This is a genomic window from Xanthomonas sp. SS, assembly GCF_014236835.1.
Lineage (GTDB): Bacteria > Pseudomonadota > Gammaproteobacteria > Xanthomonadales > Xanthomonadaceae > Xanthomonas_A.
In genome coordinates this window covers 409,185-428,714 of sequence record NZ_CP051190.1, presented here as the reverse complement: position 1 = coordinate 428,714, position 19,530 = coordinate 409,185, and the positions used below count along the sequence as shown (strand labels likewise).

The following is a 19,530-nucleotide window of genomic DNA, read 5'->3' as shown; positions in this document are numbered from 1 at the left end:
CGCGGCGACACTGCGGCGGTTGGTGGGCGCTTGCCTGCGTTCCGATCGCTGCTGGCGTAGGCGCCGGCCATGCCGTCGACCGATCGCGTGAGGCGCTGCCCGCAACGCAAGGCCTTGCGGGAAATCTCCGCCGTCGAACACCGCTGGATCGGCTGGTCGGCGCCCCCCTTCCTGTCGGATCGCAGCAGGGCACGGCGACGGTCTGCGATACGGCCGCTGAACGCCACGCCGGCCAGCCGTCCCGCCCGCTTTGACTTGTCATTTGCGCGGCCCACACTGGTCGATGCCTTTCTCCCAACGCCCATGACACCGTGAAGAAGCCGCCCCAGGACCCCGCGTCCACCGACACCGATGCCACCCCCGAAAACCCACAGCGTCGTCGCCTGCTCGGCGGCCTGGCGCTGGCCGGCGGCGCGCTGGCCATCGGCCCCACCGAGGCGCTCGCCGAGGCGGCCAAGCGCGCGCCGCAAGGCCCGCTGTCGGCCAGCGACCTGGACAAGCAACTGCGCGAGAAGATCCAGCACGTGGTGGTGATCTACGCCGAGAATCGCAGCTTCAACAATCTGTTCCCGGAGTTTCCCGGGCTGCAGCGGCCGCTGTCGGCGGTGACGCCGGCGCAGGCGCGACAGGTCGATCGCGACGGCAGCGTGCTCGATATCCTGCCGCCGATCTGGGGCGGGCTGGCGCCGGACGAGCAGGTGGTGGACCACCGCCGCTACAAGATCGGCGAGGACGCGATCGGTCCGCTGCCCAATGCGCCGTTCCCGCTGCGCACGGCCGACGGCAAGCCGCTGCCGCATGGCGTGGTCACCCGCGATCTGGTGCACCGGTTCTACGAGAACCAGATGCAGATCAATGGCGGCCGCAACGACGGCTTTGCCGCGTGGAGCGATGCCGGCGGGCTGGTGATGGGCCATTACGCCGATGCCCCGGCCACGCTGCGGCTGTGGAGCCTGGCGCGCGAGTACACGCTGTGCGACAACTTCTTCATGGGCGCGTTCGGCGGCTCGTTCCTCAATCACCAATACCTGGTCGCCGCGCAGGCGCCGTACTACCCGCATGCGGACACCGGCCCGGCGCGACTGCAGATCAGCGCCATGGCCAGCGACCGGCCCGACGAGATCCGCCTGGCGGTGCAGGAGGATTCGCCGGACACCGCGCTCAACGGCAAGCCGCGCTTCGTGCGCGGCGGCGCGCTGACCCCGGATTTCTGGGCGGTCAACACCCTGAGCCCGCCGTTCCAGCCCAGCACCAGCCAGGACCCGGCGCGCCCCGACTACGCCGCCCCCGACAGCCCCGACGTCTTGCCGGCGCAGACCCACCGCCACATCGGCGACGCGCTCGATGCCAAGGGCGTGGACTGGGCCTGGTATGCCGGCGGCTGGGGCCTGGCGGTGCAGGGCAAGGGCGACACCGGCGACACCCCCGAGTTCCCGACCAGCCCCAATTTCCAGATCCACCACCAGCCGCTCAACTATTTCGCCAATCTCGCTCCCGGCACGTCCGCGCGCGCGCGACGCCTGCGCGACGGCGGGCTGGGCGACAGCGCCCCGGACAACCGCTTCATCGCCGACGTGCAGGCCGGCACGCTGCCGCCGGTGGCGTTCTACAAGCCGCAGGGCAACCTAAACATGCACGCTGGCTATTCCGACGTGGCCGCCGGCGACCGCCATATCGCGATGGTGGTGGACGCGCTGCGCAACGGCCCGCTGTGGGACAAGACGGTGGTGTTCATCACCTTCGACGAGAACGGCGGCTGGTGGGACCACGTGGCCCCGCCCAAGGCCGATCGCTGGGGGCCGGGCTCGCGCATCCCGGCGCTGGTGGTGTCGCCGCACGCCAGGCGCGGGCATGTCGATCACAACGTCTACGACACCGGCTCGATCCTGCGCTTCATCACTCGCCGCTTCGGGCTGGAGACGCTGCCGGGCCTGGCCGAACGGGAGCGCGCCATGCAGGCCGCAAGCGGAGTGCGCCCGGGCGACCTGACCGCCGCGCTGCACTTCGCCTGAGCAGGAGCCTGGGGAGAACGGTGGCCGCCAGCGCAGTTAGGCTATCGGCCTCCCCGTCAGGCCGCCGCCAATGCCGTCCGATTCGCCTCTGCGAATCGGATCTCCGACATCCGCGACCTGCTGCGGCCGCAGGCACTGGCGACGATGCGCGATTGCGTCGCCATTGTGCATGCCGGCGACATCGGTAATCCGGAGATCCTCGATGCGCTGCGCTCGCGTGGCTGCAGCGATCGCGGCAACAGCGGTGCCGCGTCATGGGCGCAGGCGATGCTCAACACGCTGGACGTCGACATCGCAGGTATCCGCCCGCACGTACTACGCAGCATTTGTGGTGGGTCCGATAGCCGCCACATCGAAGCGGCCATCAATCGGGCGCCGCGATGCGACGCTGCACGCCGCATCGCGGCAGCACAGAGGCGTAGCGGCCATGCTCGCCGATGCGCCTGGCGACTCGGCCAGGATGCACGGTCGCGAGCAGCCGGTCCGCGTGGCACGCGATCACGCCTCCTCCACTCGATAACGGCCCGGCTGGGTCCAGGCGATGCGCAGGAACGGTCCGCTCAGCAGTCCCTTGTCGCGCAGATAGCAGAAGACCTCTGCCGGGCACCATTCCCTTCCGGCGGCAAAGGCCAGGCCGAGTTCGCGCAGCGCGTGGAAGGCCTCGGCCTTTTCCGCGTCGTCGTGCACCACCATGGCATGGACGCCGGCCTCGCCGGTGCATGCGAAACCGAGCGCACGCAGCGCCGCATCGTGTTCGCCACGCATCGCCAGGACCTGGATCGCGGCGGCGTCGGCCTTTTCCACGTAGGCCGCTGGTTCCCGATCGAGCGCTGCAGGCATGTGGTTCTCGCGACGTGGTGAAAGGAGTCTTTCGCTCAGACCGGCACGCGGCCTTGCGAACGTGGGGTTTAGGCTAGCACTCCGTCCCGTTGCCAAGCCCTGCCGATGCCTTCCGTCCCGCCGCTGCGAATCGGCCTGATCTCCGACACCCACGGCCTGTTGCGGCCACAGGCGCTGGCGGCGATGCGCGATTGCGTGGCCATCGTGCATGCCGGCGACATCGGCAAGCCGGAGATCCTCGATGCGCTGCGTGCGCTGGCGCCGCTGCATGCGATCCGCGGCAACATCGATACCGCGCCATGGGCGCAGGTGCTGCCCGACACGCTGGACCTCGACATCGCCGGCATCCGCCTGCACGTACTGCACGATCTGAAGACGCTGGCGCGCGATCCCGTATCCGTCGACGTGGTGGTCAGCGGGCATTCGCACAAGCCGCTGCTGCAGACCCGCGACGGCGTGCTGTACGTCAATCCCGGCAGTGCCGGACCGCGCCGTTTCAGCCTGCCGATCGGAGTGGGCTATCTGCATCTGCAGGCAGGCGGCGTCCGCGGCGAGCTGCACGCGCTGACCTGAAGCGGCGCTGCAGGATTCCGGGAAACGACGCGCGACCTAGCGCGGCGCGGGCGGCCGGGGCCGGCTTGCGCGTTTGCTGGCCTTGGCCGGTTTGGGAGCGGGCAATGCCTGCGCCGTGGCGCGCAGCAGGCGCTGCAACAGGCTCCGGTCCTCCAGCCCCTCGTCGATCAGGTAGTGCGGCTTGCCGCCAGGATACGGCGCCTGTTCGACCACGTCGTCGAGCAGCGCGCGCCCGGCGGCGGTCGGCTTGACGAAGACCTGGTTGTCGCAGACGAACGCCACCACCTTGCCGTCCAGATACAGCGCGTATTCGCCGAACATCTTCTTGCAGGTCAGCGCGGCGCCGAGCGCCGCCTGTTCCATGACGTAATCCACGTAGCTGGCATCGGAGGCCATGTCGTCGCTCTGCGCTTGGGTCGATGCCGGATTCTGCATCGCGGCCGGCAAAGCGCAAGCGCCGGAGTGCGCCGCGCATCGGAAAGTATCCTTGGCCAAGCGATACGCCCATGTCCGCACGCCGACTCCACGGCTTTGCAGCCGTGGATGATCCGCATCGACGATGCGCATGGCGCCGTCGAGGCTGCCCCACCTTGGATAGAAGCGCTCTTCCCGCACCGCGCATGCGGCGATCCGTGCCGCGATCGTGCTGTGGCCATCGCCAATCTCCGCTAGAGTTGGCTGCTGGCCGCAGGGCCGCAGGGCCGACCGGCCCGGGCCGGGAACGGGAACGGGAACGGGGAACGGGGAACATGGTGGATGCCGCGCGGGGGCGCAGGCGTTGCCGAACGCTCGATGCAGTGGGAAATGGGCGATCTAGATCGCGTCGCAGACAAAGGGGATGTCTCATGTGGAAGAAGTTCGGCGGTGTCTTCGGCAAGACCGGCCTGGGGAAAATGTCCAGTGACGAATATCAGGCAAACCTCAACGGCATGAACATGTTCTTCGGCGCCGTGCTGGGGTTCGTGCTCACCGGTACCGAAACGCTCAACAACTGGCAGTTCGGCGTCGTGCTGACCCTGCTGTCCGGCATCGTCATTTCCATCCTCTTCATCTCCAACAGCCGGCACAGGGTCGCCTATGCGATCTATACGACCGTGCTCGTGCTCAGCTTCCCCAGGATGGCCGACTTGGTGCTCAGAGCGCACGACGTCATCCCCGGCAAGGTCCAGCCGACGCTGATCGTGTGGACCGTCATGACCATCCTGGTGGAGTTCTGGGGCCGCGAAAATGACCAGGCCGCCTCCACGGCCGGCTCCGACCAATCCGGTTGAGGCGCAGGTGGTCCTGCTCAAGCGCATCATCCAATCCTTGTGGTGGCTCGCGCTCGCCTACGTTCCGCTGGCGCTCTCCGACAGGATCGAACGCCTGTACGCGGAGCTGGGCTGCCCGCCTCGCGGAGATTGCTACGTGGCCGGCACGATGACGGCATTCGACCTCGAGCTGTTGACGCTCGGCATCGCCTTGCTGGTATGGCCTGCCTGTCTCTGGTTTCTCGGCCTGCGCTGGATGACCGGCCGGCTGGGTAACTGGCTGGGAACCCTGTTCAAGGCGCACCGGCTGCGCCAACCGGGCTGAATCGCGCAGCGGTTTCCGGGAGGCCGGCGACGCATGGCCTCTCCGCCCACTCACCAATCCGTCGGCGCGTAGTCCTTCAGGAACTGGCCCCACACGTGCTCGCCGGTGTTGCAGCCGTGGATGATCGGATCGACGATGCGCGCGGCGCCGTCGACGATGTCCAGCGGCGGGTGGAAGCGTTCTTCCTGCACCTTGCGCGCAGCGATCTCGGCCGGATCCTCGTCGGTGACCCAGCCGGTGTCCACGCTGTTCATGTGGATACCGTCGTTCTGGTAATCGGCCGCCGAGGTCCGCGTCATCATGTTCAACGCGGCCTTGGCCATGTTGGTGTGCGGATGCCGGGTGGTCTTGAAGTTGCGGTAGAACTGCCCTTCCATCGCCGACACGTTGACGATGTGCTTGTCGCGCTCGGGCGTGCGCAGCATCAGCGGCTTGAGCCGCGCGTTGATGATGAACGGGGCGATGGCGTTGACCAGCTGCGTCTCCAGCAATTCCACCGACGGCACTTCGGCCATCAGCAGGCGCCACGAGTTGCGCCCGCGCAGGTCCACCTGCTGCAGGTCCTGGTCCAGGCGCCCTTCGGGAAACAGGTGCTGCTGGCCGAGCAGTTCGTCGGCCAGCAACGGCACCTGCGACAGTTCGGCAGCACGGGTCAGACCGTCGGCGCCGCTGATGCCGTGGCCCTGGCCCGCCGGCAGCGTGGTCGCCGATGCCGCCGGCAGCAGTTCCGGGCTGCGCAGGCCTTCGTAATGGCCGACCAGGCGCCGCACGTGCTCGGGCAGTTCGTGCAGCGCGGCGGTCTCGCCGGCCATCATGTGCGCGTAGAACTGCGGCGGCCGGCGTACGGTCTGGCAGGCGTTGTTGACGATGAAGTCCAGCCGCTCGCGCGTGGCCAGCAGCTGGCTGCAGAACGCTTCGACGCTGGGCGTGTGGCGCAGGTCCAGGCCGAACACCTGCAGGCGATGGCCCCACTCGGCGAAATCCGGTTCCTGCGCGTAGCGTGCGGCCGAATCGCGCGGGAAGCGCGTGGTCACGATCAGCTCGGCACCGGCGCGCAGCAGCTTCAGCCCGGCCTGGTAACCGATCTTGACCCGGCCGCCGGTCAGCAGCGCCACGCGCCCGCGCAGGTCCGCGGTCTCGGTGCGCTTGAAGTAGTTCAGTTCGGCGCAGGCCGGGCACATCTGGTCGTAGAAATGATGCAGCTGGGTGAACTTCTGCTTGCACACGTAGCAGTGGCGCAGCTCGGGCGACTGCGCCGCCGCGGGTTCGGCGGCCGCGGCATTGCTGGCGTCGTGCAGGCCGGCGGCATGCGGCGGGAAGTAGTTCGGCGTGCTGAACACCGGCTTGCGCCGCAGCGCGCGGATGCCGGTCTGCTCGAGCAGCGCTTCGGCCTTGCGCACCTTCTCCTGGTGGCGTTCGCGCGCCTGCTGCTTGAGCAGTTGCCGGCGCGCCTTGGGCTCGGGGTGATAGACCTTGGCGACGACCTGGTGCAGGCGCACGCGGTCGGCCTCGGGCAGCGCGTCGAGCACGCTGCGGTCGGCATCGATGGCTTCGAGCAGGTCCAGGGCGACGCGCAGGCGCTCGGTCAGGGGCAGGTCGTCGGCGGCAGGGGGCGAGGCGGTGGTGTTCAAGACGGATCCAGGAAGAAGCGAAGGCACGACAGCGCGGCGGGCGCCGCCGGCGATGCGGCGTGCCCAGTCCTTGCAGCGAACGGGCAGCGGCAGCGCGAAGCGTGTTTCAGGAAGCCGTAGTTGCCCGGCAGGGCGGGTATTTTCGCCGATCCCGGGGCTTCGGCGCCATGGTCGGCGGCTGAACCACAGTGCTCGCCTGCAGCGCGCCGGCCATGCCTAGGCGCACCGCGCTTCTCCTGCGTGGTTCAGCGCAGCGGTGCCTGCGCGAACTCGCCACGCTGCAGTTTGGCCACGTCGTTGCCCTGTGCGTCCTTGGCCTGCAGGTCGGCGCCATTGGCGGCGAGATCTTTCAGCACTTCGGTGCGCTGGAACAGCGCCGCATACATCGCCGCGGTCTGGCCGGCGTTGTTGCGCTGGTCGGGCGCGCAATCGGCCTGCATCAGCCGCTTGGCGATGGCCAGTTCGCCCTTGAAGATCGCGCCCATCAGCGCGGTGTTGCCGCGCTTGTCCTGCGCGCACGGATCGGCACCCGCACGCAGCAATTGCTCCACTGCCGGCTGCTGGCCGTGGTAGGCGGCCAGGATAAGCGCGGTATAGCCCTTGTCGTCGCGGGTATCGAGGTCGTAGTGCGCCTGGATGAACTCGGCCAGCATGTCCTGGCGGCCTTCGCGCGCAGCATCGAAGAAGTAGTCGCGTAGTTGCGCCTGGATCCTCGCCGGGTCGGCGGATGCGGGCGCGGCAGTCGCCGAGACAGCGACCAGGCTCAAGGCGAGAAGAAGGAAGCGAAGCATGCTCGGTCTCCGGCAAAGAAGGCGCAGCGCGGCGTGGGGGAGGCGCCGCCGCGCTGCGCAGTGAACGATCAATCCTGCAGTTGCGCGGCCAACTGCTTGACCCGCGCCAGATCGCCCTTGGCGACGCGGGCGACGCCGCTGCCGTAGGCCGGATCGGCCTTGTACAGGAACGACAGCATGATGTGCTTGCTGGCGTCGTCGGTGCCGGCCAGCGATTCACCGAAGCTCTGGATCAGGTCCTGCTGTTCCTTCTTGCTATAGCTGCGGAACAGTTCGCCGGCCTGCTTGAAGTTCTGCTCGCGGGCGATCCTGGCCTGCTGGGTGCTGCCCGACAGCGGCAGCTGGCTGTAGCGCGCGTTCGGATCCTGGGGGCGCGGGGCGAGCCGGCTCGGCTCGTAGTTGACGCCGCTCGCGGTGGCGCCGTAGTTCATCGACCCGTCCTGATTGCCGTTGTTGACCGCCACCAGTGGCCGGTTCACCGGCAGACTCAGGCCATTGGTGCCGACGCGGTATAGCTGGGTATCGGCATAGGAGAAGATGCGCCCCTGCAGCAGGCGGTCTTCCGACGGCTCGATGCCCGGCACCAGGTTGGCCGGCGCCATCGCCACCTGCTCGGTCTCCTGGAAGAAGTTGTCCACGTTCTTGTTCAGCACCATCTGCCCGATCTTGCGCTCGGGCACGTCCGGCCAGATCTTGGTCGCATCCAGCGGATCGAAGTCGAACTTGGCCAGGTCTTCCGGCTTCAGCACCTGGATGTACAGATCCCACTTCGGATAGTCGCCCTGCTTGATCGCGCCGACCAGGTCGTTGGTCAGGTGGCTGTAGTCCTTGCCCTGCACCTGCGCCACCTGCTTCGGATCCAGGTTCTTCAGGCCTTGCAGCGACTTCCAATGGAACTTGACGTAGTGCACCTCGCCCTGCGCGTTGACCAGCTTGTAGGCGTGCACGCCGTTGCCGTCCATGAAGCGGTAGCCGGCCGGCGTGCCTTCGTTGGAGTACAACAGTGTCAGCGTGCGCGTGGCTTCGGGCACGTGCGAGAAGAAATCGAAGCGGCGTGAATCGTCGTCCAGGTTGCTGCGCGGATCCGGCTTGAATGCATGCACCATGTCCGGGAACTTGATCGCATCGCGGATGAAGAAGGTCGGGAAGTTGTTGCCGACCAGGTCCCAGTTGCCTTCGCTGGTATAGAACTTGGTGGCGAAGCCGTGCGGATCGCGCAGCGTCTCCGGCGAATGGTTGCCGTGCACCACCGAGGAAAAGCGCACGAACACCGGGGTCTTCGCGCCGGCAGCGAACACCTTGGCTTTGGTCAGGTCGGAGATGTCGGCGCTGGCGGTGAACTCGCCATGCACGCCGGTGCCGCGCGCATGCACCACGCGCTCGGGGATGCGCTCGCGGTCGAAGCGCTGCAGCTTCTGGATCAGCTGCACGTCCTGCAGCAGGGTCGGGCCGGTGGCGCCGGCGGTCTGCGAGTTCTGGTTGTCGCCGACCGGCGCACCGTTGTCGCGGGTGAGCGTGGACTGCGCGAACCCGGCGGGAACGATCAGGGTCTGCGACAGCAGGGCGAGCACCAACAGTGTTCCAGGGCGCATGGCGTCAGCTCGTGTTGAGGGAGCTGAAGCATGGCGGCGGAACCGCAGGCTGAGAATTCGTTAGTTGCTATGACTGCGATAGGCAGGATGCATGCGTGCCTGCCGTTGTGACTGCGGTCCTCGCCCATGTGCGTTGCGCTTTGCACTTCGTGGCATGTGCGCATTGCACAAGCGGCGCGATGCGAAGCAAGCGACATCAATATGTAGACAGCGCGCGGCGCTAGCCGATCACCCGCTTGAACGGCGGCAGCGCATCGATGATGCGCTTGCCGTAGCGCTTGGTCAGCAGCCGCGAATCGAGAATGATGACCCGGCCGTGGTCGCTGGAACTGCGGATCAGGCGCCCGGCGAACTGGGTCAGCGTGCGCAGCGCGTGCGGCACCGCAATCAGGTTGAAGGCGTTGAGACCGCGGCTTTCGAACCACTCGCCGAGCGTGGCGGTCTGCGGATCGGTCGGCACCGCGAACGGTACCTGGGTGATGACCACGGTGGTGCAGGCCTCGCCGGGCAGGTCCAGGCCTTCGCCGAAGGAATTCAAACCGAACAGCACCGAGCCTTCTCCGGCACCGATGCGGCGCATGTGCTCGCCGATCATCTGCGACTTGGAGCCATCGCCCTGCACCAGCACGCGGTTGCGTTGCGCGATCGGCAACAGGTCGGCGACCTTGAGCATCTTCCAGCGCGAGGTGAACAGCACGATCGAGCCCTTGCCCCAGTCCAGTTCCTTGACCAGGTAGCGCGCGACCTCGCGCGGATGGCCTTCGCGGTCGTCCGGCGCCACCGGGAATTTCGGCACGATCAGCTCGGCCTGGTTGGGCAGGTCGAACGGCGAGGACAGCGACACCATCTCCGCATGCGCGGGCAGGCCGTTGTCGATCGCCAGCGCCTGGAAATCGCCGCCGCCGGTCAGCGTGGCCGAGGTCAGCACCGCCGAGTCCACTTCGCTCCACAGCAGCGCGCGCAACACCTGCGCGGCCGACACCGGCGAGCAATGGCAGACCAGGTCGGCATCGCGCGACAGGGTGATCCAGCGCGCCATCGGCGCCTGCCCGTCCTGGTCCTCGCGGCGCCAGCCCAGCCATAGCGCGTATTGCTGCTCGACCATCTCCAGGGCCATGCCCAGGCTGCGCTGCAGGCGCTCCTTGGCCGCGTCTTCCTGCTTGGACTTGGCCACCAGTTGATGCGCGGCCTGCACCCAGTTGAGCAGCGCGGCGGTGTCCTGCGCCTGCGCATCGATGAAGGGTTTCCAGTCCTCGGGCAGGCGCCCGTTGGGCGCGCGCCACATCGGCTCTTCCTGGCCTGGCTCCGGCACCCAGGCGCGTTCGATCTCGGCGCGGAAGGTTTTCAGCCCCTTGCTGACCTGGGTCGCCAGTTCGATCGCTTCGTTCGGCAGCTGGTTGCCGATGGTGTCCTTGTCGGCCAGCCGATAGGCGGCGCCGACCAGCGCCTGCAGGCGGCCGGTGCGCCGCGCCATGTCGTCCAGCGCCAGGTTTGCGGCGCCCTGGTCGATGGCGACGCCGGCGATGTGGTGGCCCTCGTCGAGCACCAGCAGCATGTCCGCCGGCGGCGCGATCAGCGGCTGGCCGTTGTCGCTGTCGCCCAACGCCAGCGCCGACAGCAGCAGCGCATGGTTGGTGACCACGATCTGCGCATCGCGCACGTCGCTGCGCGCCTTCAGCACCGGGCATTGCACCGCGAACGAGCAGCGGCGCCCGGCGCAGCCGGCGGCGTTGGTGGTGATGCGCGCGCGCAACGACGCCGGGATCGGCTCCGGCGCGGTGTCCAGATCGCCGTTCCAGGTCTTGTCGGCGTAGGCCTTGGCCAGCGCGCGCGCCTGTTCGGCCTCGGCCGGGCTCAGCGGGCGGTCGTACAGCGGCGCCTCGTCCTCGAACATGCTGTTCTGCGCTGCTTCGCCATGCAGTTCGGCGACGTTGCGCGCGCACAGGTAGCGGGTGCGGCCCTTGGCCAGCGCCACCGTCGCCTCGATGCCGGTGGCCTTGAGGAAGGCGGGGATATCGCGTTCCACCAGCTGCGACTGCAATGCCACGGTGCCGGTGCTGATCACCAGCTTCTTCTTGCTGGCCAGCGCGATCGGCACCCCGGCGGTGAGGTAGCCCAGGCTCTTGCCGACGCCGGTCGGCGCCTCGGCCACACCGACGCCGCCGGAGGTGCCCAGCGCGCGCGACACCACCCCGATCATCTGGCTCTGCGCGCGGCGCACCATGAAGCCGGGCGTGTTGGCCTGCAGCTTGGTGTAGGCGTCGCGGATGCCGGCCTTCATCTCGTCGGTCAACTGCCGCGTGGGTGCTGCCTTTTCCATGCCGCCTGTCTGCTCGTGCCGGGGATCGGCCGGCTATTTTCCCAGGTCTGGCCGCCGCGTGCCGGGGAAAGGTGAACGGCTAGCCGCCGATGCCGCGCGCAGCCTGTCAGCGCGGCAACGCCAGGCGCAGCGCCAGCACCACCAGCAGCATCGCCACCGCATGCAGCAGGGTGAACACCGCCTGCAGGATGCCGAACCAGACCGCGTAGCTGGAGTAGGTCCCGCCCTGCGCGATGATCCACATCGGCAGCAGCGAGGTCACCGTGCCGCACAACCCACCGAGCAGCAGCAGGCTCAAGCCCCACAGGCCCAGCGTGCGGGCGCGGCCGGGGCGGCGCGTGGCCAGCAGCACCAGGCCGGTGCCGAGCACGATCAGGATCGGCAGCTGGAAGCCTACCGTGGTCAACAGCTGCATCACGAATCCATCGTCCATCGGAATCTCCGTTTAGCTACGAAACAAGCGCCGGGGCGCAAAAAAGGTCAGTCGGCGCTGACCAGCACCGCGTCGCGCGCGCGCAGCGCGGCGTAGACCGGGTCGGTGTCCGGGCGCACGCCATGCCAGCGCTCGAAGCTCTCGGCCGCCTGTTCGACCAGCATGCCCAGGCCGTCCACGGTATCGCGGCAGTTGGCCGCACGCGCCCAGGCCAGGAACGGGATCGCGACCTCGCCATAGTTCAGGTCCACCGCCAGGGTCATGCTGTTGACCAGCGACAGCGGCAGCGAGAACCCCGCGCTGTCGTCGCGGCCGGCGGCGGTGGCATTGACGATCAGTTCGAAGTCGCCCAGTTCGCGCAGGTCTTCCCAGTAGCGGGAAATGGCGCGCGCCGGTTCGCCCAGCGCATCGACCAGCGCATCAGCGCGCTCGGGCGAACGGTTGACGATCAGCAGCTGCTGCACGCCGGCCTCCAGCAGCGCCGGCGCCACGCCGCGCGCGGCGCCGCCGGCACCGATCAGCAGCGCGCGGCGGCCGCGCAGGTCCAGGCCGTTGCGCCCGGTCAGGTCGCGCACCAGGCCGGCGCCGTCGGTGTTGTCGCCGTGCCACTGCCCGTCGCGGAAGCTGAGCGTGTTGACCGCCCCGGCGCGCTGCGCGCGCTCGCTGTGGATCACGCTCAGCGCATACGCGGCTTCCTTCAACGGCAGGGTCACGTTGGCGCCCACGCCGCCTTCCGCGGCAAAGGCCGCCAGTGCCGCCGCGAAGCCGTCCGGCAAGGCGTCGATCGCGTCGTACTGCAGGGCGATGCCGGTCTGCTTGGCGAAGTCGGCATGGATGCGCGGCGACAGCGAATGGGTGACGGGATGGCCGAACACGGCATAGCGGGATGTGGGCATGGAACGCTCGTTGGTTGTTTTAGACTGGTCGCGACATCCGAAGGAATCCGACATGCGGACCCCCGCCCTGCCGCTCGCGCTGGCCGCGAGTTTACTCTGCGCGCCGTCGGCGTTCGCGCTTTCCGAGTTCGGCATCGAGGGCATGGGTGTGGTCTCGACCAAGGCCGACGAGACCCGTGCCAGCGTTTCGCCCGACGGACAACGCATCGTCTGGGCCAGCCCCGACCGCGCCGGCGCGCCCGGCGGCGGCGACCTGTGGCAGGCCACGCTGCGCGACGGGCGCTGGGTCGAGCCGCAGCCGTTGCCGGCGCCACTGAACTCGCCCGCTGCCGATGGCGACCCGTTCTTCAGCGCCGACGGGCATTGGCTGTACTTCGCCTCCGACCGCGCCGGCGGCCAGGGCGGCAGCGACCTGTACCGCGCGCCGCTGCTGGCCAACGGCCGCTACGGCCCGCCGCAGAACCTGGGCGCGGCAGTGAACTCGCGCGGCGACGAGCGCGCCCCGATCCTGTCGCTGGACGGCACCCGGCTGCTGTTCGCCAGCGACGGCCACGGCGGTGCCGGCGGCATGGACCTGTTCGTGGCGCGGCTGCAAGGCCAGGTCTTCGGCCAACTGCAGGCGCTGGACGGCATCAACAGTGCCGACGACGAAACCGACGCCGCCTGGCTGGGCGACGGCCGCGCGCTGGTGTTCGCGCGGGCGCGCAAGCCGCAAGGCGCGCAGCTGTTGCTCGCGCAGTGCGCCGGCGGGCACTACGTGCAGGCGCAGCCGCTGGCGCTGTCGTTCAACGGCGCCGACGGCGACACCCGCGGCGCGGTGCTGGATGCTTCCAAGCCGAGCGAACTGTTGCTGGTCGGCAGCGCGCGTGCGCCGAAGGCCGGCAAGCGCGATATTTACCGGATGAAGGCACCGGCCGCGAGCGGCAGCGGCGATTGTGCGGGTGTGCGCTGACGGCGACGAAACGCGCGCTTGCCGCAGGCCGGTTACCGCATCTTCGCTTCCACGCGATCACTGATGCAGTTGGTCGCGGCTGAAGCCGCTCCTACAAAAAAGCGAACTGCGCCTTCTGCCCTTGTAGGAGCGGCTTCAGCCGCGACAGACGCAGCGGTGGAAACAACGCCACCGAATTCGATCCGGAGCCGAGCACTCCCCCAAATCGCTCCACCTGCCTCAGACCTCAATACACATCGCGCCGATAACGCCCATCCGCGCTGAGCGCATCCAACCCATCCTCGCCCAGGATTTCGCGCAAGGCCGCATCCACGCCGCGGGCCATGCTGTCCAAGCTGCCGCAGACGTGCAGCGTGGCGCCGCGGGCGAGCCAGGCGCGCACTTCGTCGGCCGCATCGCGCAGGCGATCCTGCACGTAGACCTTGTCCGGCTGGTCGCGCGAGAACGCCAGGTCCAGCCGCTGCAGGTGGCCGCTGTCCCGCCAGGCCTGCAATTCCGTGCCGAACAGCGCGTCGTGCGCGGCATTGCGCTCGCCGAACAGCAGCCAATGCCCATGCACACCGGCCTGCTCGGCTTCGCGCAGCAGGCTGCGCAGGCCGGCAATGCCGGTGCCGTTGCCGATCAGCAGCAAGGGCGCATCACCGTGTCGGCGGAAACCGGGGTTGGCGCGCACCCGCGCCTGCACCGCGGCACCGAGCGGCGCATGCAGGCACAACCAACCCGAGCCCAGGCCGGCGCTGCCGTCGTCGCGCCGGGTCAGGCGCACCACCAGTTGCAGCAGGCCGTCGGCCGGCACCGAGGCGATCGAGTATTCGCGCAGCGGCAACTGCGGCAACGCATCGAACCAGGCCTGCAGATCGTGCGCGTCTCCGGGCGGCGCCAGTGCGCGATCGGCCAGCGCCGCCTGCAACGGCAGCGACACGCCACCGGCGCGCAGCGGCGTGTCCGCTGCCAGGCCATGCGTGGACAGCCAGGCGCGCACGGCATCCTCCGCATGACACGGCTGCACTTCCAGGATGTCGCCCGCCTGCCACTGCGCCTGTGCCGGTAACGCCAGATCGATGCGCCACACCGGCGCACCGGCACTGCCGGGGTTGAGCAGGGTGCGTCCGGCCAGGCGCCACTCCAGCGCCGGCGGCGCCTGCAGAGCCGGCGCCGCTTCCGCCACGCCGGTGACCGCGGACAGCTGCCGCTGCCATTGCGCCAGCGCCTGCGGATCGGCGTTGTCCACCTCCACCGCCGGGAACAGCGCCTGCGCGCCCTGCGCGGCCAGCCACTGCTCCAGCCGCCGCGAAAACCCGCAGAAACGCGCGTACTGGCGATCGCCCAGCGCCAGCAGCGCATAGCCGAGCTCGGGCAGGGCCTGCGCCTGGCGCAGCACCTTCTTCTCGAAAGCGCGCGCCGGATCCGGCGCCTCGCCGTCGCCGAAGGTGCTGACCACGAACAGCGCGCGCCGCGCGCTGCGCAACTGCACCGCATCCAGTTGCGCCAGCGACTGCACCTGCACCGGCATGCCGGCCGCCTGCAGCTGGCCGGCGGCCTGCCAGGCCAGGCGTTCGGCGAATCCGCTCTGGCTGGCGAAGCCCACCAGCCACGGCTCGGCGGCGTCCTGCGCGGGCGAGGCCAGATCGCGCCGCGCGGTGTGCAACGCGCGCTTCTTGCGCCGCCGGTCCAGGTACAACAACCAGCCGGTGACGAAGAACAAGGACATGCACAGGCTGGCCAGCATCACCACCACGCGCCCGGCCAGGCCGAAGAAGCTGCCGGTGTGCAGGGCGAACACGCTGCTCAACAGCTGCCGCCCCAGCGGCTGCTGCCGATAGTCCAGGCGGCGCAGGATGCGGCCGCTGCGCGGATCGATCTCCAGGCCGTCGAAGGCCCGGCTGTGCACCGGATCGGCGGCCAGATAGCGCGCGATCAGCGGCTGCCCGGGGCGGCCGGGCAGGCGCAGGTCCAGATAGGCGCGGCGCACGTCCGGCAGCGCATCGAGCGTGGCCTGCAGCCGCGCATAGTCCACCGCCGGCGGTTTGCCGCCGCGGCCGCCGCCCTCGTTTTCCGCGCGCTCGCCGCCGAGCACCGCCACCAGTCCCTGCCGGTACCAGTCGTAGGACCAGTACAGCCCGGTCAGCGCGATCGACAGATAGATCGCCAGGCACCAGGTGCCGATCACCGAATGCAGGCTCCACAGGAAACTGCGGCCCTGCCGCTTCCATTCCACCACCCACCATGCGCGCCAGCTCCACCACTGCCGCGGCCAGCGCAGGTACAGCCCGGACAGGCAGAAGAACAGCAGCGCGATCGCACAGGCGCCGGTGACCGCCTTGCCGCGTTCGCCGGCGGCCAGGCGCCGATGCAGGTCCTCGACGAATTCGAAGAAGCCGCTCAGCCGCGGCTGCGGCAGCGTGTGGCCGGTATAGGGATCGAAATACAGGCGTCCGCCGTCGCGGCCGGTCAGGCGCACATTGGACGGACGCGTGCCGGTGGGGTCGATCAGCATGCGCGTGGTGCGGTGCGTGCCGCCCAGGTCCAGACGCCGCGCCAGCTCGGCCAGCGGCAACGGCGACTCACCGGCCGCATGGCGCGCGGCCACCTCGGCCAGCGGCGGGTTGGCCCAACGCACGATCTCGTCCTCGAACGCCAGCGTGGCCCCGCTCAGGCCCATCACCGACAGCACCAGCCCGGCACTGATGCCGAACAGCCAGTGCAGCTGGAACAACAGCTTCTTGGTCACGGCGCAGGACGGGTTCGGAAGGCGGCCGCGCATTGTAAATGAGAACGCTTATCGGATCTGCGTCGGGCCGAGCCGCCTCGTCTACCCGCAAACGTGACTGGCAACACCTTTGCCATGCGCGGCACATCCAGCGGTCACCGTAGCGACATCGCCCCTCGCCAGTTTCTTCACTCCCCCTTGGCTAGCGAGGTACGCGATGTCCTTCTCCCTGCGCGGTTGTCTGGTTCTGCTTGCGTTGTTCACGGCCCAAACGGCGATGGCCGCCACCAGTTGCGCCACGCTGTACGCAGGCGGCAAACCGCCGAGCGTGGACGCCTCGCTGACCGCGCGCACCACCGAGGTCTGCCACACCGAATACGCGATCCTGGCCTCGGGCGTGACCAAGGGCCCGCTGTACTCCGCCGAGCACCTGACCGACCAGCAGGTCGCCGGTGCCGAGGCGATCGGCCGGGTCGGTTCGTTCCACGAGGAAACCGCCATTCCCGCCGCCGACCGCTCCAAGAGCTCGGACTACACCAACACCGGGTTCGACCGCGGCCACATGACTCCGGCCGGCGACGCCTCGACCGAGAGCACGGAGAAGGAGACCTTCTCGATGGCCAACGTGGTCCCGCAGGACCACAAGCTCAACACCGGCGAATGGGCGCGCATCGAAGAGCAGGTGCGGCAGCTGGCCAAGCAGCGCGGCGAGATCTACGTGGTGACCGGCCCGGCCTTCGACGACAAGGTGACGACCATCGGCACCGACAAGGTGGAAGTGGCGGACTACGTCTGGAAGGCAGTGTACGAGCCGGGCGTCGGCGCGGCCGCCTACCTGTGCGTGAACGACGACAGCATCACCTGCGACGTGGTGTCGATCGACGACGTGATCACCATGGCCAGCGTCGATCCGTTCCCGTCGATCTCCGCGGCGATGAAATCGACGCCGATCGCGTTGACGATGCCTTGAAGGCCGGGATTGGGGATTCGGGATTGGGGATTCGTAGGCGCGTCGCCTGCTGAGGCTGTGTCGATACCGTAAGCATATGGAGCTAAGAAAGCGGTCTGCAGATGCATTTGCACCAGCAGACCGCATTTCCGCAGACAGGCGGCTCGCCCCATCGCATCACCAGGCAATCGCCGTGCACGTGGCTCAGGCCACGTGCGCGGTCATTGCTTCCGCCAGCGCCGCGAACACGGCGCTGCAGGCCGCGCTGCCGCGCAGGTCCTGGTGCATGGTGATCCAGGTCTCCAGGCCCAGGTGCACCTGCTGCGGCAGTACCGGCAGCAGGCTCGGCGTGCGCCGGGCCAGGGCCGCCTGGAAGAAGCCGATACCGCAGCCAGCGCGGATCAAGGCCAGCTGCGCCAGGTCGCTGTCGGCACGTAGTGCGAACGCCTCGCGCCGCCACTGCGGCAGCGCCGCGCGCGCGGCACGCAGGAACGGCGTCTCCGCATCGAAACCCACCAGCGCGTGCTGTGCGAGTTCTTCCAGGTCTTGCGGCGTGCCGTGCTGTGCCAGGTAGTCGCGATCGGCATACAGGCCCAGCGCGATCTCGCCGATGCGGCGGGCGATGAGCAGATCCTGTTGCGGCCGGGTCATGCGCACCGCCACATCGGCCTCGCGGTGCAGCAGGTCCTGCACGCGGTTGCTCAGCACCAGTTCCAGTCGCAACTGCGGATGCGTGCGGCGCAAGCCGGCCAATACCGGCGGCAACACTTCCGCGCCGATCACCTCGCTGGCGGAGATCCGCACCGTGCCCTGCACCGCCTCGCCGTGGCGGCCGGCCGCGCGCTGCAGCGACGCGGCGATGCTGCCCATGGCCTGCGCATGGCCGCGCAGCGCCAGGGCCGCGTCGGTCGGCAGCAACCCACTCTGCGAGCGCACGAACAACGGCACCGCCAGCGCCTTCTCCAGCGCCGCCACATGCCGGCCGACCGTGGGCTGGGTCAGATCCAGCGCACGCGCCGCCGCCGACAGCGAGCCCTCCTCCAGCACCGCGAGGAATGACCGATAGAGCTCCCAACCGATTGCGTTGTCCATACATAAATGTATAGCCGATGGCCTATGTTCGCCAATTCCTTTGAACTGCGGCGGCGACCACACTGATCGCCTTCCCCGCAAACGGAGCATCCGCATGGCAACGACATCCACCGCCCTGGTCCTGGGGGCCACCGGCGGCATCGGCGGCGAACTGGCGCGCCAACTGCGCGACGCCGGCTGGCAGGTACGCGCCCTGCAGCGCGGACTCGCGGCCGCCAGCGAAACCCGCGACGGCATCCACTGGCTGCGCGGCGACGCGATGTGCCGCGAGGACGTGCTGCAGGCCGCGCGCGGCTGCGCGGCGATCGTGCATGCGGTCAATCCGCCGGGCTACCGGCGCTGGGCCGAGCTGGTGCTTCCGATGATCGACAACACGATCGCCGCGGCCTGCGCCGAAGGCGCGACCATCGTGCTGCCGGGCACGGTCTACAACTACGGCCTGGATGCCTACCCGGCGCCGGACGAAGACGCGGCGCAGGCCCCGGCCACACGCAAGGGCGCGATCCGGGTCGAGCTGGAGCGGCGCCTGCAGGCCGCGACCGCGCACGGTGCGCGGGTCATCGTGGTGCGCGCCGGCGACTTCTTCGGCCCGCGCGTGGGCAACAGCTGGTTCGCGCAGGGCCTGGTGAAACCAGGGCAGCCGATCGCCAGCGTGACGCTGCCGGGCGATCCTGGCGTCGGCCATCAATGGGCGTACGTACCGGACGTGGCGCGGACCATGCTGCGCCTGCTGCAGCAGCGCGATGCGCTGCCGGCGTTCGCGCGGCTGCACATGGACGGCCACTGGGACGCCGACGGCACGCAGATGGCGGCGGCGATCGCACGCGCACTGCAACGCCACGGCATGGCGCCGCCGCAGACCCGCCGCTTCCCGTGGTGGCTGCTGACCCTGGCCATGCCGTTCTGGCCGCTGGCGCGCGAACTGCGCGAGATGCGCCCGCTGTGGCGCCATCCGCTGCGCATGCGCAACGCGCGCCTGCTGCAAACGCTGGGCGAAGAACCGCACACGCCACTGGACGAGGCGGTGGAGGCGACGCTGATAGGGTTGGGTTGCCTGCCGGCGGCGACATCCATGCCGCTGGCGCAGCCAGCGTCCACGTCATAAATGCAGCGCCTATGCCTGCAGGTCTTTCCCTGCGCATCCTGCCGTTGTAGGAGCGGCTT

The 19,530-nt window shown here is 69.0% G+C and carries 17 protein-coding genes; 7 read left to right on the top strand and 10 right to left on the bottom strand.

What is annotated here, in order from left to right:
- The first annotated feature begins 311 nt into the window (after nucleotides 1-311).
- Nucleotides 312-2,012 carry an acid phosphatase gene (gene acpA / locus HEP74_RS01940; RefSeq protein ID WP_185814957.1) on the top strand — a complete coding sequence of 567 codons (1,701 nt, stop codon included), beginning with the start codon at nucleotides 312-314 and terminating at the stop codon, nucleotides 2,010-2,012.
- Between the two features lie 498 nt (nucleotides 2,013-2,510).
- On the opposite strand, the gene HEP74_RS01935 is transcribed toward acpA, so the two are convergent.
- Nucleotides 2,511-2,816 (bottom strand): hypothetical protein, encoded by a 306-nt coding sequence (locus HEP74_RS01935; RefSeq protein ID WP_221893152.1) that lies wholly within the window; start codon nucleotides 2,814-2,816, stop codon nucleotides 2,511-2,513.
- A gap of 141 nt (nucleotides 2,817-2,957) precedes the next feature.
- On the opposite strand from HEP74_RS01935, the gene HEP74_RS01930 reads away from it, so the two are divergent.
- Nucleotides 2,958-3,425 carry a metallophosphoesterase family protein gene (locus HEP74_RS01930; RefSeq protein WP_185814955.1) on the top strand — a complete coding sequence of 156 codons (468 nt, stop codon included), beginning with the start codon at nucleotides 2,958-2,960 and terminating at the stop codon, nucleotides 3,423-3,425.
- Nucleotides 3,426-3,461: 36 nt separating this feature from the next.
- Here HEP74_RS01930 and HEP74_RS01925 read toward each other — a convergent pair whose 3' ends face one another.
- On the bottom strand, nucleotides 3,462-3,992 hold the full coding sequence (locus tag HEP74_RS01925) for a TfoX/Sxy family protein (protein WP_255427853.1): 531 nt from the start codon (nucleotides 3,990-3,992) through the stop codon (nucleotides 3,462-3,464).
- 278 nt (nucleotides 3,993-4,270) lie between these two features.
- Between HEP74_RS01925 and HEP74_RS01920 the strand changes: the two genes are divergently transcribed.
- Both HEP74_RS01920 and HEP74_RS01915 read left to right on the top strand, forming a co-directional pair.
- Entirely contained in the window at nucleotides 4,271-4,696 is a 426-nt protein-coding gene (locus HEP74_RS01920) for a hypothetical protein (protein ID WP_185814954.1), read from the top strand.
- A gap of 7 nt (nucleotides 4,697-4,703) precedes the next feature.
- The gene (locus tag HEP74_RS01915) at nucleotides 4,704-5,000 is read left to right on the top strand and encodes a hypothetical protein (RefSeq protein WP_185814953.1); all 297 of its coding nucleotides are present in this window, start codon (nucleotides 4,704-4,706) and stop codon (nucleotides 4,998-5,000) included.
- A gap of 50 nt (nucleotides 5,001-5,050) precedes the next feature.
- Here the strand turns inward: HEP74_RS01915 and HEP74_RS01910 are convergent, their stop codons facing one another.
- The 6 genes from HEP74_RS01910 to aroE all read right to left on the bottom strand — a co-directional run bounded on the left by HEP74_RS01910 (nucleotide 5,051) and on the right by aroE (nucleotide 12,663).
- Nucleotides 5,051-6,631, bottom strand: coding sequence for an SDR family NAD(P)-dependent oxidoreductase (locus tag HEP74_RS01910; protein WP_185814952.1), 1,581 nt, complete (start codon nucleotides 6,629-6,631; stop codon nucleotides 5,051-5,053).
- Between the two features lie 245 nt (nucleotides 6,632-6,876).
- Nucleotides 6,877-7,422: an ankyrin repeat domain-containing protein gene (locus HEP74_RS01905; protein WP_185814951.1), complete on the bottom strand. Its 546-nt coding sequence runs from the start codon at nucleotides 7,420-7,422 to the stop codon at nucleotides 6,877-6,879.
- A gap of 68 nt (nucleotides 7,423-7,490) precedes the next feature.
- Entirely contained in the window at nucleotides 7,491-9,014 is a 1,524-nt protein-coding gene (gene katB / locus HEP74_RS01900) for a catalase (RefSeq protein WP_221893151.1), read from the bottom strand.
- Nucleotides 9,015-9,234: 220 nt separating this feature from the next.
- Nucleotides 9,235-11,334, bottom strand: coding sequence for an ATP-dependent DNA helicase DinG (gene dinG / locus HEP74_RS01895; protein ID WP_185814950.1), 2,100 nt, complete (start codon nucleotides 11,332-11,334; stop codon nucleotides 9,235-9,237).
- Nucleotides 11,335-11,440: 106 nt separating this feature from the next.
- The gene (locus HEP74_RS01890) at nucleotides 11,441-11,767 is read right to left on the bottom strand and encodes a hypothetical protein (RefSeq protein WP_185814949.1); all 327 of its coding nucleotides are present in this window, start codon (nucleotides 11,765-11,767) and stop codon (nucleotides 11,441-11,443) included.
- A gap of 47 nt (nucleotides 11,768-11,814) precedes the next feature.
- Nucleotides 11,815-12,663: a shikimate dehydrogenase gene (aroE, locus tag HEP74_RS01885; RefSeq protein WP_185814948.1), complete on the bottom strand. Its 849-nt coding sequence runs from the start codon at nucleotides 12,661-12,663 to the stop codon at nucleotides 11,815-11,817.
- 52 nt (nucleotides 12,664-12,715) lie between these two features.
- Here aroE and HEP74_RS01880 point away from each other — a divergent pair, with 52 nt between their 5' ends.
- Nucleotides 12,716-13,615, top strand: a complete 900-nt coding sequence (locus HEP74_RS01880; protein ID WP_185814947.1) for a TolB-like translocation protein — start codon at nucleotides 12,716-12,718, stop codon at nucleotides 13,613-13,615.
- 226 nt (nucleotides 13,616-13,841) lie between these two features.
- Here the strand turns inward: HEP74_RS01880 and HEP74_RS01875 are convergent, their stop codons facing one another.
- Entirely contained in the window at nucleotides 13,842-16,346 is a 2,505-nt protein-coding gene (locus tag HEP74_RS01875; protein ID WP_185814946.1) for a PepSY domain-containing protein, read from the bottom strand.
- A gap of 196 nt (nucleotides 16,347-16,542) precedes the next feature.
- Between HEP74_RS01875 and HEP74_RS01870 the strand changes: the two genes are divergently transcribed.
- Nucleotides 16,543-17,295: a DNA/RNA non-specific endonuclease gene (locus HEP74_RS01870; protein WP_185814945.1), complete on the top strand. Its 753-nt coding sequence runs from the start codon at nucleotides 16,543-16,545 to the stop codon at nucleotides 17,293-17,295.
- Between the two features lie 183 nt (nucleotides 17,296-17,478).
- Here HEP74_RS01870 and HEP74_RS01865 read toward each other — a convergent pair whose 3' ends face one another.
- Nucleotides 17,479-18,366 carry a LysR family transcriptional regulator gene (locus HEP74_RS01865; protein ID WP_185814944.1) on the bottom strand — a complete coding sequence of 296 codons (888 nt, stop codon included), beginning with the start codon at nucleotides 18,364-18,366 and terminating at the stop codon, nucleotides 17,479-17,481.
- Nucleotides 18,367-18,460: 94 nt separating this feature from the next.
- Between HEP74_RS01865 and HEP74_RS01860 the strand changes: the two genes are divergently transcribed.
- Entirely contained in the window at nucleotides 18,461-19,471 is a 1,011-nt protein-coding gene (locus tag HEP74_RS01860) for an NAD-dependent epimerase/dehydratase family protein (protein WP_185814943.1), read from the top strand.
- Nucleotides 19,472-19,530: the final 59 nt, after the last annotated feature.